Origin of the sequence: Nodosilinea sp. FACHB-131 (assembly GCF_014695395.1) — a bacterium.
GTDB lineage: Bacteria > Cyanobacteriota > Cyanobacteriia > Phormidesmidales > Phormidesmidaceae > Nodosilinea.
The window spans coordinates 166,182-181,629 of the sequence record NZ_JACJOF010000012.1; the positions used below are offsets into that span (position 1 = coordinate 166,182).

At 56.7% G+C, this 15,448-nt stretch carries 11 protein-coding genes; 8 read left to right on the forward strand and 3 right to left on the reverse strand.

What is annotated here, in order from left to right:
- Positions 1-173: 173 nt before the first annotated feature.
- The gene (locus H6F75_RS07970; protein ID WP_242019798.1) at positions 174-947 is read right to left on the reverse strand and encodes a hypothetical protein; all 774 of its coding nucleotides are present in this window, start codon (positions 945-947) and stop codon (positions 174-176) included.
- Between the two features lie 698 nt (positions 948-1,645).
- Positions 1,646-2,632 carry a GntR family transcriptional regulator gene (locus H6F75_RS07975; RefSeq protein ID WP_190750924.1) on the reverse strand — a complete coding sequence of 329 codons (987 nt, stop codon included), beginning with the start codon at positions 2,630-2,632 and terminating at the stop codon, positions 1,646-1,648.
- 232 nt (positions 2,633-2,864) lie between these two features.
- On the opposite strand from H6F75_RS07975, the gene H6F75_RS07980 reads away from it, so the two are divergent.
- From H6F75_RS07980 to H6F75_RS08000, 5 genes are all read left to right on the forward strand, one after another.
- Positions 2,865-3,623: a dienelactone hydrolase family protein gene (locus H6F75_RS07980; protein WP_190750926.1), complete on the forward strand. Its 759-nt coding sequence runs from the start codon at positions 2,865-2,867 to the stop codon at positions 3,621-3,623.
- A 691-nt stretch (positions 3,624-4,314) separates the two neighbouring features.
- Positions 4,315-5,550 (forward strand): S-layer homology domain-containing protein, encoded by a 1,236-nt coding sequence (locus H6F75_RS07985; RefSeq protein WP_190750928.1) that lies wholly within the window; start codon positions 4,315-4,317, stop codon positions 5,548-5,550.
- Between the two features lie 251 nt (positions 5,551-5,801).
- The gene (locus H6F75_RS07990; protein ID WP_190750930.1) at positions 5,802-7,175 is read left to right on the forward strand and encodes a ribulose bisphosphate carboxylase small subunit; all 1,374 of its coding nucleotides are present in this window, start codon (positions 5,802-5,804) and stop codon (positions 7,173-7,175) included.
- A 125-nt stretch (positions 7,176-7,300) separates the two neighbouring features.
- Entirely contained in the window at positions 7,301-8,758 is a 1,458-nt protein-coding gene (locus H6F75_RS07995) for an ATPase domain-containing protein (RefSeq protein ID WP_190751084.1), read from the forward strand.
- On the forward strand, positions 8,748-9,782 hold the full coding sequence (locus tag H6F75_RS08000) for a diguanylate cyclase (RefSeq protein WP_190750931.1): 1,035 nt from the start codon (positions 8,748-8,750) through the stop codon (positions 9,780-9,782). The genes H6F75_RS07995 and H6F75_RS08000 overlap by 11 nt, the downstream gene beginning before the upstream one ends.
- Here H6F75_RS08000 and uraH read toward each other — a convergent pair.
- Entirely contained in the window at positions 9,779-10,138 is a 360-nt protein-coding gene (gene uraH, locus H6F75_RS08005; RefSeq protein WP_190750933.1) for a hydroxyisourate hydrolase, read from the reverse strand. The genes H6F75_RS08000 and uraH overlap by 4 nt on opposite strands.
- Before the next feature lie 317 nt (positions 10,139-10,455).
- On the opposite strand from uraH, the gene H6F75_RS08010 reads away from it, so the two are divergent.
- The 3 genes from H6F75_RS08010 to H6F75_RS08020 all read left to right on the forward strand — a co-directional run bounded on the left by H6F75_RS08010 (position 10,456) and on the right by H6F75_RS08020 (position 15,445).
- A complete protein-coding gene (locus tag H6F75_RS08010; protein WP_199303824.1) occupies positions 10,456-10,941 on the forward strand; it encodes a Rieske 2Fe-2S domain-containing protein in 486 nt (161 codons plus the stop codon).
- A gap of 271 nt (positions 10,942-11,212) precedes the next feature.
- Positions 11,213-14,902 (forward strand): methionine synthase, encoded by a 3,690-nt coding sequence (gene metH / locus H6F75_RS08015; protein ID WP_190750937.1) that lies wholly within the window; start codon positions 11,213-11,215, stop codon positions 14,900-14,902.
- 78 nt (positions 14,903-14,980) lie between these two features.
- Positions 14,981-15,445, forward strand: coding sequence for a DUF29 domain-containing protein (locus tag H6F75_RS08020; RefSeq protein ID WP_190750939.1), 465 nt, complete (start codon positions 14,981-14,983; stop codon positions 15,443-15,445).
- Positions 15,446-15,448: the final 3 nt, after the last annotated feature.

The following is a 15,448-nucleotide window of genomic DNA, read 5'->3' on the forward strand; positions in this document are numbered from 1 at the left end:
GCTGCTGTTTACTAAAGAATAGGTTAACAGCAGTGGGCAGAGCCGCTGGATTAGGTGATTTAGTTAGAACACTTTGACAAGCGGAATTCTTTGGTAGGAGCATTGTAGTGCAATGCCCCTACGTCGGCTCTTATCCCAATGGACGTCTGCAATAGCAGCGTCTCAATGCCATGCTATTCAGGAATAGCCGAAGGGTAGATTTGAGTCGCAATCAGAACCGGCTTTTCGCTGTAGTCTGCCTCTAGCTGCTCCTGCACTCCAGCATCCCAGGTCAAATCGTAGTCGCGCTCCAGTTCACTGACGACAAAGGGGCGCAGCACACCGGTAACCGCAACCTGCTCATTGTCAGTAATGGTGGGTGGTGCCGCCTGAGATTCTGGGGAGCCTGCCTTGGGTTGGGCATAGATAACCAGCAGGTTGTCTGCCCCTAACAGCTGTTCTTCCTGTAGGGTGAACGTGTCTTCACTCTGAATCTCTTCCACTTCGCCGGTTACAGCTAGGGTTTCGCCGTAGTACTGCTCAGGATTTTCAGAGATTTCACCGGGCTCTGGTGCCAGCGCGATCGACTGAGCAATGATGACCGGCTGATCCTCATACTCTTCGTAGAGAGTTTGATCAAGGGTTAGCTCAAACTCTTGATTGACCTCTGAAATTAGAAAATTACGAACTTCTCCGGTCACCTGTACCTCAACATCGTCCTCAGGCAGTAGCAGGGGTTCGCCCGAAGCATTGATGACCAGGATGGGCTCACTACCAAAGAACTGCTCATCGTTGATAGTGAATGAGTTATCGCCGACTTTCTCGACTGGTGCGCTTCTAACGGTGACGATTTGGCCAATATAGCCTTCGGTGTTTTCAGCAACTTCCTCTGTCTGCACATTCGTTGAACCGTCGGAGGTTTCCTGCTCAGGTGCGCTTTCGGCACAGGCACCTACCAGTATGGTCATCAGCCCAAGGGCGAAAACACTGCGGCAAAATCTTTGTGTTCTAACGTTGAAAACGTTGCCCGATGTCTGTTTTTTGTCGTTAGAACTGGGCTGCTTTCTGTTAAGTTGAGACATATTCGCAAACTCCAAATTCGGTATGACTATTGCTACAAAACTGCCAAGAGAGAGCATTGTTTTGAATGCCCCTGAAGATGTAAGCTCTCGGCTCAGACAGCGCTGAGTCAATAGTTAATGCTTTATCTTGTCCGGTCTTTTTTATTAAGCCTATTTTGACTATGTCTTAAGCTTTAGTCTGCTACCAAAATGCTGATATAAGGCTCTATCTATTGATAGAAAACAGTGTTTTTGGAAGAAGCTTGCTGTCCTGTCTGCCAAGCTAGTATTCCGGGTTGTACTTTTCCTATGCTTGAGGAATTAGGGAAGTCGGCACATCTCTATGGCATAGCAGATGGTCTACTAAATCGGCCTTGCTAGCCCGACGCTTTTGTGAATCAATAATTTTTAAGCTAAGTTTTGTGAACTTTGACAAGGCGGCGCAGATTGATAGCAACGCAAAGTTTCGGCAAATTTTTGGCTAGGCGGTCAGGCATAACCTTTCTACTCATTCACCTTTTTTAGGTAAAGAGGTTATGCCTGACCCGTTGCTGAGTTGGAGCAGCTAACCCTTGGCAATGCCTGTCAACCTTGCCCGATTTCTATCAATCCAACCCTAGCTCGCGCTTGAGCAAGTTGATCGACTTTTCGCCGATGTAGTTGTCGCAGACTATCAGCTTGGGCGGGCGAATTAAGTCTTCGCGGGCTTCGGCGATCGCCTCTTTAACCGTAGGCAGACTCGCTTCATCAAACACCACAATGGTCTGAGCACTGTGGATCACGGCATTGAGCTTGTAGGGGTCATCGGTTTGGGCCGACATCAGCAAAATTTCGTCGCCCCGCAGGCTGTAGCTAATCACCTCCGCCGCCCGCAAAATGCCGGTGCTGACGCTGACCATGCCCAGACAGGTACCCTTGGGCAAATCCTTCAGCAGACCCAGCTCTTTTTTATAGTCGTAAATATCGACCGGGATGACCCGCACCGACTTGGGGGCCGCGATCGCCTCTGCTTCACTAATGAAGTAGCGACTGGTCACCACCGTGCCCGAGCGGGTCTGGGCCAAAATCGTGTCGAGTTCTTCGAGGGGCACCAGCTGCACCGGAATGTGCAGCGCGCTCTCTAGCTCGCGCACCATCAGCTGCCCGGCGCCAATGTCTTGCCCAGGGGCGGTGACCAGCACCCGAGCGCTACAGCGCAGTCGCCAGTCGATTTCCGCCAAAAATAGCTCCCGCGCCTGGTTGAGCGAGCAGCCCTGGCGCAGTAGCTCGTCCAGGCCAGTCTCGACCACATCGCGCGCCTGGGGAAACTCAGCCCACAGCACGGTCTGGGGACGGGCACTCTCGGTGCTGTTTTGCTCACGCACGTAGATGCCGGAGCCGGGCATAGCCTCAACTACGCCAGCGTCTTCGAGCTGGCGGTAGACCTTGCTGATGGTGTTGCGGTGCAGCCCTGTCTGCATAGCCAGCTGCCGGGTGCTGGGCAACCGATAGCCAGGCGGATACTGCCGAGATGCGATCGCAAACCAAATCTGGTCGTAGAGCTGAGTCGACGCCGGAATCTCGCTATCGGGTTGAATGTGAAACTGCACCACCAAACTACCTCCAGGTTGTCGCCAGACAACACAATTTCAACAAACTCAGGATAGATACACCGGCCATACTGCTAATTTAGGACGAATCTTCAAAAAGTCGCCGGGTTCTGACAATCCGCCCTGCTCCCCGCAATGATTTTTGACAATTGTAGACCTCTGTAGCTAGGACTAGGGCCAGCGCTAAAGCCAGCGTTAAAGTAAGAGTGATCAGTATAGACAACGACAACTCGCCATGCCGTCCCTCGTGCGTACCGAGACCATCTCTATCCCCAGCGGTGACACCGAGATTTTGGCCTATCTGGCCGAGCCCTCTAGTCCGGGCCGGTATGGGGCCGTCGTCGTGATTCAAGAGGTATATGGGGTCAACAGCCACATTCGCGAGGTGGCCGAACGGCTGGCGAGGGCGGGCTACGTGGCGATCGCCCCCCACATTTATCACCGCCAGGCCCCCGGCTTTGAGGTGGGTTACACCCAGGAGGAGCTAGAGCTGGGCCGCAGCTATAAGCAAGGCACGCAGGCAGAAGAATTGTTGGCGGATGTGCAGGGGGCGATCGCCTACCTCTACAGCAAAGCCAACGTCATCCCTGAGGGTGTCGGCTGCAGTGGCTTCTGTTTTGGCGGCCATGTCGCCTACCTGGCCGCCACCCTGCCGCAGGTTAAGGCCACCGCTTCCTTCTATGGGGCAGGCATTGCTACCATGACCCCTGGCGGTGGTGAACCCACCCTCAGCCGCACCCCCGAGATCAAGGGCACCCTCTACGGCTTCTTTGGCGAAAAAGACCCCTTAATTGCGGCTGACGAGGTAGACCAAATCGAAGCAACCTTAAAGGACCATGGCGTGCCTCACCAAATCTTTCGCTACCCCGGTGCTGAGCACGGCTTTTTCTGCGATCAGCGCCATAGCTACCATCCCGAGGCCGCTAGCGACGCCTGGGAGCAAGTGCTCCAGTTGTTTAAGACCGCGCTACCCACAGCATACGAAGCTAGCTAGATCAGTAGGCAGCTGCTTGGTCCCTAGCTAGTCCTAGGCTTCGTCCTCGCTCACGGGGCGTCTTAACGTCCGTCTTGGGTAGGAAAAGGTTGAGATCTTACTTGAATGAGGACATTGAGCCTCTGCACCCTCCTTTAAAGCTCAGTGGGGAGCAGTAGGCGACGCAGGTTGTGACAGACCCTTTTGCAAACAGCCTTTGGTGGAGGTCTCTCCGAATAGAAGTTTTAGACCTAAATCATTTTCAATTAAATAGCTGGAACTTTTTGGCAGAGCTATGGGTCAAATAGCGATCGCTCACCTGAAGCCAGGCAATTGTTCAGCAGTGAAAAAAGCTTTCTTATGTGACAGTTGAAATAGCGGAAAGTCTATTCGTCACATTGTCAAAGGTAGCCTTAGATTAAGGAAAGCGAGACACAGTTATCTGTTCGCCTTTAAAACAAGAGTCGCCAAGGCTATGCAGTCATCCTATTGCTATGTAGAAACTTACTTTGGCTGACTTCTCTATTTCTTAAAGGGCAAAAAGCAGTTCTTAAAGCCAGATAGACAGAGTGAGTATGACAGGCGAATGCTCTGTTTGCCACGAAGAAAGATGCATAAAAGCATCTTGAGTCAAATCTGCTGAGATGAATTTGCCAAGGCGAACTTGCTAAGTTCGTGTCCGTCCGTTGTGTGTCTTTGGGGTTTTTCAAAAATGTCTAATTCTTTTCGTATGAAGTCTGGAACCGCTCTGATGTTGGCCCTAGGGTTAACCGTAGGTGCCTTTACTCCAGTGATCACAGCCGCTCCAGTAGTTGCCCAAACCCAAACCCAAACTCAGTTTAGCGATGTGTCCGCCAACCACTGGGCGCGTCAGTTTATTACTAGTTTGGCGGGCAGGGGCGTTATCGCCGGTTTTCCAGACGGTACCTTCCGTCCCGATGAGCCGGTGACCCGCGCCCAGTATGCTGCCATGGTTCGGCAGGCGTTTAGCCAGTCCTCCGTGCGGACCGCGACTACCTTTGTCGATGTGCCAGCCAACTACTGGGCTGCGGAGGCAATTCGTGAGGCCGATATGATGGGCTTCTTGTCGGGCTACCCTGGCAACATCTTCCAGCCTGACCAGAACATCCCTCGGGCTCAGGTGCTGGTTTCTCTAGCCAATGGATTGAACTACACCGCCAGCAGCCAGAATAGCGTTAGCGTCTATCAAGATGCCTCTTCAATTCCTGAGTATGCGGTGGCCAGTCTGGCTGCGGCCACAGAGCGGCGGTTGGTGGTGAACTACCCCAATGTGCAGGTTTTAAGGCCTAACCAAACGGCAACTCGGGCCGATGTGGCGGCTTTCATCTACCAGGCTCTGGCCAGCCAAAATCAGGTGGCTACGGTCAACTCTCCCTACATCGTGGGGCAGCAGGTGGCGGCTCAAGCTAGCCTACCCGCAGGCACAGTTCTGACCACAAACTATGCAGAGAGCGACAAAATTGTCGTGCTCCCTGATGAAACCTCTGCTTTGACCCTGACGGTGGCCCAGGCCATCACCGACAGCACCGGGCGCGTCTTGGTGCCGGCGGGCAGTCAGGTGGTGGGAGAACTGCGCCCCAGCGGCAACGGCTCGCAGTTTGTGGCCCAGGAACTGGTGCTCACCGGCGGTCAACGACTGGCAATCAACGCCACCTCGCAGACCGTGACCACGACGGAAACCATTCGTCGGGGGGCTAGCTTTGGCGAGACCCTCGCTGGAGCGGTGTTGGGCTCAGGTGCAGCGGCGGCGATCTCTCGCACCACTGGCGACCAGAGCGTTGGCACCCTAGAAGTTCTAGCCGGCACCGCTACCGGAGCCACCCTGGCCCGGCTCTTTGGCCGCGACCGGGTTGAGGTGATTGCTATCAACCCCGACCAGGATCTCACCCTGACCCTCAACCAACCCCTGGTGCTGTCGGGCCGATAAGAGGCTCTGTCTAGTCACCTAGGGCGGTTAATAAACCCCTCAGTTCCCATTTGAGAACTGAGGGGTTTGCCTTAGGCAGCTAACTTATAGCGATCGCTTATTGCAGCCTTCAGTCTTTTGAACCATTCGCTGCACCAAGCTACGGGATAATGTAAACACGGATACTTCTGAATTTGCCGCGAGGTGTAGAGCGATCGCTTTGCACCTCTGTCAGATATCTATCCCTGCTACCTCACCGCGTTCAACCCCCCATGACCTACTATCTCTCCCCCCGCTTTCTCGAAAAGCTGGCGGTACACATCACCAAAAACTACCTCAAGCTGCCGCAGGTCAAAATTCCCCTGCTGCTGGGGGTGCATGGCCGCAAGGGAGAAGGCAAAACCTTTCAGTGCGAGCTGGTGTATGAGCGCATGGGCATTGAAGTGGTGCATATCTCTGGTGGCGAGCTAGAGAGCCCTGATGCAGGCGACCCGGCTCGGCTGATTCGCTTGCGCTACCGCGAAGCCGCCGAACTGGTGCGGGTGCGGGGCAAAATGGCAGTGCTGATGATCAACGACATTGATGCTGGGGCCGGCCGCTTCGACGCCCTCACCCAGTACACCGTCAACACTCAGCTGGTGAACAACACCCTGATGAACATTGCCGACAACCCCACCAATGTTCAGCTGCCCGGCAGCTACGACGAGAACGAAATTCAGCGGGTGCCGATTATTATGACCGGCAACGACCTCTCAACCCTCTATGCGCCGCTGATTCGCGACGGCCGCATGGACAAGTTCTATTGGCAGCCCGATCGCAGCGATCGCATCGGCATTGTCGGCGGCATCTTTGAGCCCGACGGCCTCTCCTCCCAAGACATCACCCTGCTGGTAGATACCTTTCCCACCCAGGCGATCGACTTCTTTGGGGCCGTGCGCGCCCAGATCTACAACGAGCAAATCCGCGACTTTATCTATTCAGTGGGGCTTGAAAATGTCTCCCGCAGCGTAGTCAACACCACCACGCCGCCCAGCTTCCGCAAGCCCGACTTTAGCATCTCTCACCTGATCGAGGTGGGCGATCGCCTGGTGCGCGAACAGCGCCGGGTCGACGACATGCGCCTCGCCAACGAATATAACCGTGTTCTACAGTCGGGTGGTGCCTCCTCAGCCCCCGATGGCAGCTTTTATCGCGCCTACAACCCCAACGACAACCCCGCCGAGGCCAGAGGTGTTACCAGGGACGCTGTTGCCGAGGCGTCAGCATCTGGCAACGGCAACGGCAATCCTCAGTGCCCAATGCCCGATTCGTCCCAATCCACCTACTCTCCCACCCCTCCACCCTCCCACTCTCCCACCCCTCCACCCTCCCACCCATCCACCCTCCCCCCCGATGTGCGTGACCAGGTCAACAACATCCTTTCCCAGGGCTATCGCCTGGCCCTGGAGCATGTCGATCAGCGGCGGTTTCAGACTAACGCCTGGCAGAGTGGCCCCACCCTGCCCAGCCAGGATGCCGCCAGCGCCAGCGTCGCCCTAGAGCGCTGCTTGGGCGACTATGCCCAAGACTATGTCCGACTGATTGGCATTGACCCCAAAACCAAACAGCGAGTCGTGGAGCAGATTATTCAGCGACCTAAACGCTAACGGTTTTTCTAAACGGCGACGCTAAGAGGCGATTTGGTGGCAGGATAAAAAGCTGGGCGACTCTCTGATTGTCTAGCGGAGGATTGCTGCGCATTGGCATTGATTTTGAGAGCGATTTGGCCAAGATGTCAAAATATGAACGACTTTCCTCGGGAATTGAAGGGCTAGACGAAGTTTTAGAAGGGGGATTTCCAGCGGGGCAGGCCTATTTGGCCCGAGGCGGGCCGGGCTGCGGCAAAACCACCCTGGGGTGGCATTTTCTCACCACTAACCTAGACGATGGCACCCCACGCCTCTTCATCAGCCTGGGCGAATCGATGGAACAGCTGCGCCGCAACGGTGCGGCGTCGGGCTTTCCGGTCGATGCGGTGCATGTTTTAGATTTGAGCCCCAATGCTGACTTTTTTGTGCAAAACCAGGGCTACGACATTTTTGCGGCCGCCCAGGTTGAGCAGGGTCCACTGACGGAGCGGATTGTCGAACAGGTCAGCGCCCTCAAGCCCCAGCGGGTGTTCATCGATTCAATGACTCAGCTGCGCTACCTAGCTACCGATGCCTACCAGTTTCGCCAGCAGGTGGTGGGGTTTTTGCGCTTTTTGCTCCACCAGGGAGCCACGGTGCTGTTTACCTCTGAGGGCAGCCAGGAGGCTCCCGACGAGGATTTGCAGTTCATCAGCGACGGCATTCTCACCCTGCAAATGCAGGAGGAGGGCCGCCATGTGCAGGTGTCTAAACTGCGGGGCGGCACATTTCGCAAGGGGCTGCACTCGATGCGGATCTGCGATCGCGGCCTGGTGGTCTTTCCCCATCTGGTGGCCGTTGAAGACCCAGTAGCCACAGCTGCGCCGCGCCTCTGTCCAGCCGGCATTCCTGAAATTGACGAGCTGCTCAGCGGCGGCATTGAAACCGGCACGGTGACGATCATCTCTGGCCCCAGCGGCGTGGGCAAAACCACCCTGGGGCTGCAATTTATCAAAGAGGCGGCGGGACGGGGCGATCGCTCAGTCGTCTATTTGTTTGAGGAGGCGGTCGATACCCTGCTCAACCGCTGTGAGGGCATCAACATTCCGGTACGGGCAATGGTCAATCGGGGCACCCTGGCAATCTTTAAAGTTGACCCGCTGCTGTACTCCCCTGACGAGTTTGCCCACCAGGTGCGCCTCGAAGTGGAAAAGGCGGGCACCCAGCTGATCATGATCGACAGCGTGCTGGGCTATAAGCTGTCTTTCAAAGAAGACGACCTAATTCGCAATATTCACGGCCTCTGCCAGTACCTCAAAGGGCGCGGGGTGACCACTATCCTCACCAACGAAGTTGAGTCGATTACCGGCGACTTTAAAGCGACGGAGCTGGGCGTGTCCTACCTGGCCGACAACATTATTTTTCTGCGCTATCTAGAAATGCGGGGCCAGATGCGGCGAGCGATCGGTGTTTTAAAGAAACGCCTCAGCGATTTCGAGAAGACTTTACGGGAGTTTGAAATTTCTCGCTACGGCATTAAGGTCGGTCGGCCGCTGACTCAGCTGCGGGGCATCTTGAGCGGAGTTCCTGAATTCATTAAGTCCCACGAAAATGAGCCATGATGCTTCACCGCCCTTCGCTGGTTCTCTCCCCGATTCCGATCATCAATGGCAATATCGCGTGCTGCTGGGGGTAGACCATCAGCCAAATCGCCAGCTTTTGTCAGCTCTATTGAGTCGGTTTTATAGCCTGCAAGATTTGTCAGCGACAGCGCTGAAGTGGGGCCAAGCGTTTGACCTGTGCATTTTTGATACCGCGTTTTTGGGGCGCTGTGGGGAGCACATCGCCCAGCAGCGAGCGGCGGCCAGTCCGGTGTTTTTGCCCTTTCTGCTGCTGATCAAGCGCCCTCATCTGCCTTTGATGACGGCACCCCAGCGTCAGCAGGTAGACGATGTAATTACCATGCCCGTCGACCAGACCGAGCTGCTGCTGCGGGTGGAGTCGCTGCTGCGCGCCCGCCAGCAGGCGCTTAAGCTCAGTGCCCTGCTGGCCCAGGAGCGATTGCTTGAGCAGCAGCTGGCGGCCGACAACCAGATCCTTCAGCAGCTAGCGGTTCAGGATAGTCTGACCGGCATCCCCAACCGGCGTGCCTTTGACGACAAGCTGGCCTACGAGTGGAAGCTCTGCCGCCGCGAGCAAACCCCGCTGGCGGTTGTGCTCTGCGATGTCGATTACTTTAAGCTCTACAACGACACCTACGGCCATATCTCAGGGGATCAGTGTCTGCGGGCGCTCGCTGGCGTGCTCGACACCGTAATTCGGCGACCGGCTGATCTGGCGGCTCGCTACGGCGGCGAAGAGTTTGCCCTAATTTTGCCAAAAACCGATCTGGAGGGAGCGCTACACCTGTTGAACCGCCTGCGCAGCACCCTGCAAGCCCGCGCCATTGCCCACCCCAAATCGCCGGTCAGTCCCTACGTTAGTCTGAGTTTTGGCGTGGCGGCGGCCGTGCCCGATCAGCAATTACAGACTGAAGATCTGCTGCGGGCTGCCGATGCGGCCCTCTACCAGGCCAAAGCCGAAGGCCGCGATCGCATCGTTGTGGCCTCTACCCTCACCGCGGCGTCTCCGCGACAGGCGACCTAGCTGCCCCGGTAGGTGCTGTAGGACCAGGGCGACACCAGCAGCGGCACGTGAAAATTGCTGGAGGGGTCAGCGATCGTAAACCGAACGGGTATTTGGTCTAAAAACGGGGGTTCCGAAAGCGCCGCACCCGTTGTGGCGAAGTAGGCCGCCACATCAAAGGTGATTTCGTAGGTGCCTTTGTGCAGCTCGTCACCCTCCAGCAGCGGCTCATCGGTGCGGCCATCGCTGTTGGTCTCAACGGTTTTTAGCGCCGTTTTGATGTCGGCTTCATTGTTAATGGCCCAGACTGTGAGCCGCAGCGAGGCGGCGGGCTTACCCAGGGCTGTGTCAAGAACGTGGGTGGAGAGTCTGCCCATTGTGGTGATGAATCATGCCAGATAACTACAGACAAAGCATATAGTAAGAAACCCTTGGATGGGGGTGCAACCCGAATTATTCGACAGGCTGTGCTCAGACAACATCACTCTGACTTTGCTAGCCGTCTCTTCTGGCCGCGCCCAAGCTTGCCCGTCCTTGGCTGAGAGCAGGATTGTTCGTTAGCCTGACCTTAGTGATATAGATCGGCTCTCAGGATTTTTACAGCTATTTAACAGACGATTTAGACAATATGGCCCATTCCTCAAATTCCCAGTCCCAGCCTAGATACCCTAGTCGGCGGAGTCTGCTCAGGTACATGGCCGGGGGCAGTCTAGGGGCGATCGCCATGGTTTTCTCACGGCCCCAGCCAGCGGCGGGCCAGGACCTTGAAGACCTGTGCTCAACGTTTCCGCAAAATTCTCGCTGCCTCGACTATCTGCCGGGGGTGCAGGCGCTGGATGCAGAGGGGGGTGCGATCGCCGTCGATTCCTTCTTACCCACCACTACGCCGGGAATTCCCCAGCCGGTGCAAGGATTGCCCAATGTGACCTACTTGGTAATTAACGAAGGACCAGCCATTGCCCCCTATGGCCTGCGCCCCATCTGCCCTCACCGAGGCTGCGCTGTAATCTGGCAGGCCGACCAAAACCGCTTTGCCTGCCCCTGCCACGGCTCTAAATTTGATGCTGAGGGACGAGTGCTGCGAGGGCCAGCCCGCAAACCGCTGCCCCTAGTCACGGTGGTCGAGCGGCAAAACCAGATTCGCCTGGTTGATCGGGCCCCCTCTGTCGATCCGCGCTAGGGAATCCGCGTAGCTAATTCGCGATCGAAGACGCCTATCAACTTAGGAGAGTTTTAGAAAAGGAGATCCCCGCTTTGTCCGGCGACTGTAGCCAGCGTAGGGTGGGCACTGCCCACCATTAGGAAAAAAGTTCTCCAGAAGTCACCCAAAAACTTATCCAAAACGGGTCTGGCCTTTTGACCTGTAGGCCTAGGAAGCTATTTTTGGATGCGTCTTGGGGGGCAATGGTTGATAATAGGTGATCTCTGTCGCAATCCCGTTCTAATGCCCCATGTCTAGCGCCTTTCTCGATCGCCTCCACAGCTCCGATCGCCCCGTCATGGTCTTCGATGGCGCGATGGGTACCAACCTCCAGGTGCAAAACCTGACGGCGGAAGACTTCGGCGGCCCCGAGTACGAAGGCTGCAATGAATACCTGGTGTTCACCAACCCCAAAGCCGTGGAGACCGTCCACCGAGGGTTCCTCGAAGCCGGGGCCGACGTGATTGAAACCGACACCTTTGGCGGCACTGCGATCGTGCTAGCCGAGTATGACCTGGCCGATCGCGCTTACGAACTCAATAAAACCGCTGCCATCCTGGCCCGCCGCGTCGCTGACGAATACTCCACCCCTGACAAACCCCGCTTCGTCGCCGGGTCCATGGGGCCAGGCACAAAGCTACCCACCCTCGGCCACATCGACTTCGACACCCTCAAAGATTCCTACGTCGATCAGGCAAAGGGACTAATCGACGGCGGTGTGGATCTGATGCTGGTAGAAACCTGCCAGGACGTGCTGCAAATTAAAGCCGCTCTGAATGGTATCGAAGAAGCCTTCACCGCTACGGGCAAGCGCCTGCCCCTAATGGTCTCCGTCACTATGGAGCAGCAGGGCACGATGCTCGTCGGCACCGAAATGGCGGCGGCCCTGGCGATCCTCGAACCCTATCCGATCGACATTCTGGGCCTCAACTGCGCCACCGGCCCCGACCTGATGAAAGACCACGTGCGCCACCTAGCCGAACAGTCGCCCTTTGTAATCTCCTGCATCCCCAACGCGGGCCTACCCGAGAATGTCGGCGGCAATGCCGTCTACCGCCTCACCCCGATGGAGCTGCGCATGTCGCTGATGCACTTCATCGAAGACCTCGGCGTGCAGGTGATCGGCGGCTGCTGCGGCACGCGGCCTGAGCACATTGCGCAGCTGGCAGAATTGGCGCGAGATCTACGGCCAAAACCGAGACCCGTTAGGGGTGGATGGGTCGATGGGTCGATGGGTAACGGCGTGAATCCTGCCGCCACACCCTCCCACTCATCCACCCTCCCACCCATCCACCCATCCCCTCGCCCCGCCCTCAACTACACCCCCGCCGCTGCCTCGATCTACAGTCCCCAGCCCTACGACCAGGACAACTCTTTCCTGATCGTGGGCGAACGGCTCAACGCCAGCGGCTCGAAAAAGTGCCGCGAGATGCTGAACGCAGAGGATTGGGATGGACTTGTGGCCCTGGCTAGGGAACAGGTGAAAGAGGGCGCCCACGTCCTCGATGTGAACGTGGACTATGTGGGCCGCGACGGCGAGCGCGACATGCACGAGCTGGTGTCGCGGTTGGTCACCAACGTCACCCTGCCGCTGATGCTCGACTCCACCGAGTGGCAAAAGATGGAGGCGGGCCTGAAGGTGGCCGGAGGCAAGTGCATTCTCAACTCCACCAACTACGAAGATGGTGATGAGCGCTTCTTTAAAGTGCTGGAGCTGGCGAAGAAGTATGGCGCCGGGATTGTCGTCGGCACCATCGACGAAGACGGCATGGCCCGCAGTGCCGAGAAGAAGTTTCAAATTGCCCAGCGCGCCTACCGCGACGCGCTGGAGTACGGCATCCCCGCCCACGAAATTTTCTTCGACACCCTGGCCCTGCCGATCTCGACGGGCATTGAAGAAGATCGGGTAAACGGGCGCGAAACCCTCGAATCAATTCGGCTGATTCGTGAGAACCTGCCCGGCAGCCACATCATGCTGGGGGTATCGAACGTTTCCTTTGGCCTCAGCCCCGTGGCCCGCGTCACCCTCAACTCGGTGTTTCTGCATGAAGCTATGCAGGTGGGGCTGGATGGAGCGATCGTCAGCGCCGCCAAGATTCTTCCTTTGGCGAAGATTGACCCTGACCACCAAAAAGTCTGCCGCGACTTGATCTATGATCGCCGCGAGTTTGACGGCGACATCGTCTCCTATGACCCGCTAACTAAGCTCACCACCCTGTTTGAGGGCAAGAGCCTGAAGAAAAAGGAGGCGATCGCCAAAGACCTGCCCATCGACGAGCAGCTCAAGCGGCACATCATCGACGGCGAGCGCATTGGCCTCGACGACGCCCTGGCCAAAGCGCTGGAAACCTACCCGCCGCTGGAGATCATCAACACCTTTTTGCTCGACGGCATGAAGGTAGTGGGCGAGCTGTTTGGCTCGGGGCAAATGCAGCTGCCCTTTGTGCTGCAATCGGCCCAGACCATGAAAGCCGCCGTCGCTTACCTCGAACCCTACATGGAGAAAGCCGACAGCGACGGCTCGGGCAAGGGCACCTTCATCATCGCCACGGTCAAGGGCGACGTGCACGACATCGGCAAAAACTTAGTCGATATCATCCTGTCGAACAACGGCTACAAGGTGGTCAACTTGGGCATCAAGCAGCCCGTGGACGCGATCATTCAGGCCTACCGCGAGCACCACGCCGACTGCATCGCCATGAGCGGCCTGCTAGTCAAATCGACCGCTTTTATGAAAGACAACTTGGAGACCTTCAACCAGGAGGGTATCACCGTCCCCGTCATTCTCGGCGGCGCGGCACTGACGCCCAAATTCGTCCACGAAGATTGCCAGAACACCTACAAGGGCAAGGTTGTCTACGGCAAAGACGCCTTCTCTGACCTGCACTTTATGGATAAGCTGATGCCCGCGAAGGCGACGGGGAACTGGGATGATTTGCAGGGGTTTTTGGATGAGATGACTGAGGGGAGACAAGGTGTAGGGTCTACGGTGCAAGGGGAAGAGTCTGCCGCAGACCCTGAAACCTTAAACCTTAAACCTGAAACCCTAAACCCATCCCCCGACACCACCCGATCCGACGCCGTCGACCCCGCTATTCCCCGCCCCACCCCGCCCTTCTGGGGTACTCGGGTGCTCACGCCAGCCGACATCTCCCTGGAAGAGGTGTTTGGCTATCTGGATCGCCAGGCGCTGTTCGTGGGCCAGTGGCAATTTCGCAAATCCCAGGAGCAATCGCGCGAAGAGTATGACGCCTTCCTGCAAGAGACGGTTTACCCTATTCTCGATACCTGGAAAGCGCGGATTCTGGCGGAAAACCTGCTGCATCCGGCCATCGTCTACGGCTACTTCCCCTGCCTGGCCGAAGGGAATTCTCTACACATCTACGACCCCAAGGTGATGGAGTCACCCATCCACCCACCCATCCACCCGGAGCCTGTAGCAACGTTCACCTTCCCCCGCCAAAAGTCCCTGCGGCGGCTGTGCATTGCCGACTTCTTCTTGCCGAAGGAGCTAGCGAAACCGGGTGAGTTCGATGTATTCCCCATGCAGGCAGTAACGGTGGGCGAAGTGGCTACAGAGTTTGCCCAGAGCCTCTTCAAGGACGACCGGTACACCGATTATCTCTACTATTACGGGCTGTCGGTGCAGATAGCCGAGGCTCTAGCGGAGTGGTGCCACGCTCGCATTCGCCGCGAGCTGGGGTTTGGCGCTTTGGAGCCGGCTACACTGCGGGAAGTGCTTCAGCAGCGCTACCAGGGGTCGCGCTACAGCTTTGGCTACCCGGCCTGTCCTAACATGGACGACCAGCCGGTGCAGCTAGAGCTGCTCAAGGCTGAGCAGATTGGCCTGACCATTGACGAAAGCGAGCAGCTGCATCCTGAACAGTCGACGACGGCGATCGTGGCCTATCACCCGGCGGCCAAATACTTTAGCGCCTAGAGATCACCGCGCGCTATCCTGCTGACCTCTGCATTGTTCTCTTACAATGGCAGTGCAGGTTTATTTACAGCTGTCGTCATGTCGCCTCAAACTGCTGCCCTGGCTGGTTCGCTAGCCAATCTCTATAAGCAAGACTACGCTCTATGGCTTGACACTACGGCTCAGCTGCTTAAAGCAGGTCGACTTGCGGAAATAGATATTGCCAACTTACTCGAAGAACTAAACGACATGGGGCGTAGCGAAAAACAGGCCTTGACCAACAACCTGATTGTGGTGCTGATGCATTTGCTCAAGTACACCTACCAGCCTGGGCAGCGTTCTAACAGCTGGCGGTTTACCCTCAAAGAGCACCGTCGCCGGTTACAGGAAGCACTGAACGTCAGCCCTAGTCTAAGGCCCTACCTTGAGCAGATCTGGGCCGACTGCTACCAGGAGGCCCGCGACTTAACCGCCACAGAAACCGGGGTTGGCCTGGAGAATTTTCCCATCGAAAGTCCGTTCACTCAGGAGCAGGCGCTCGATCGCAAGTATTTGCCCCAGTAGGCT

What these genes read in the sequence shown, in the direction of transcription:
- H6F75_RS07985 (WP_190750928.1), top strand. Translation starts at nt 4,315, where the DNA reads ATGTCTAATTCTTTTCGTATGAAGTCTGGAACCGCTCTGATGTTGGCC.
- metH (WP_190750937.1), top strand. Translation starts at nt 11,213, where the DNA reads ATGTCTAGCGCCTTTCTCGATCGCCTCCACAGCTCCGATCGCCCCGTC.
- uraH (WP_190750933.1), bottom strand. Translation starts at nt 10,138, where the DNA reads ATGGGCAGACTCTCCACCCACGTTCTTGACACAGCCCTGGGTAAGCCC.
- H6F75_RS07970 (WP_242019798.1), bottom strand. Translation starts at nt 947, where the DNA reads ATGACCATACTGGTAGGTGCCTGTGCCGAAAGCGCACCTGAGCAGGAA.
- H6F75_RS07995 (WP_190751084.1), top strand. Translation starts at nt 7,301, where the DNA reads ATGTCAAAATATGAACGACTTTCCTCGGGAATTGAAGGGCTAGACGAA.
- H6F75_RS08010 (WP_199303824.1), top strand. Translation starts at nt 10,456, where the DNA reads ATGGCCGGGGGCAGTCTAGGGGCGATCGCCATGGTTTTCTCACGGCCC.
- H6F75_RS08020 (WP_190750939.1), top strand. Translation starts at nt 14,981, where the DNA reads ATGTCGCCTCAAACTGCTGCCCTGGCTGGTTCGCTAGCCAATCTCTAT.
- H6F75_RS07990 (WP_190750930.1), top strand. Translation starts at nt 5,802, where the DNA reads ATGACCTACTATCTCTCCCCCCGCTTTCTCGAAAAGCTGGCGGTACAC.
- H6F75_RS08000 (WP_190750931.1), top strand. Translation starts at nt 8,748, where the DNA reads ATGAGCCATGATGCTTCACCGCCCTTCGCTGGTTCTCTCCCCGATTCC.
- H6F75_RS07980 (WP_190750926.1), top strand. Translation starts at nt 2,865, where the DNA reads ATGCCGTCCCTCGTGCGTACCGAGACCATCTCTATCCCCAGCGGTGAC.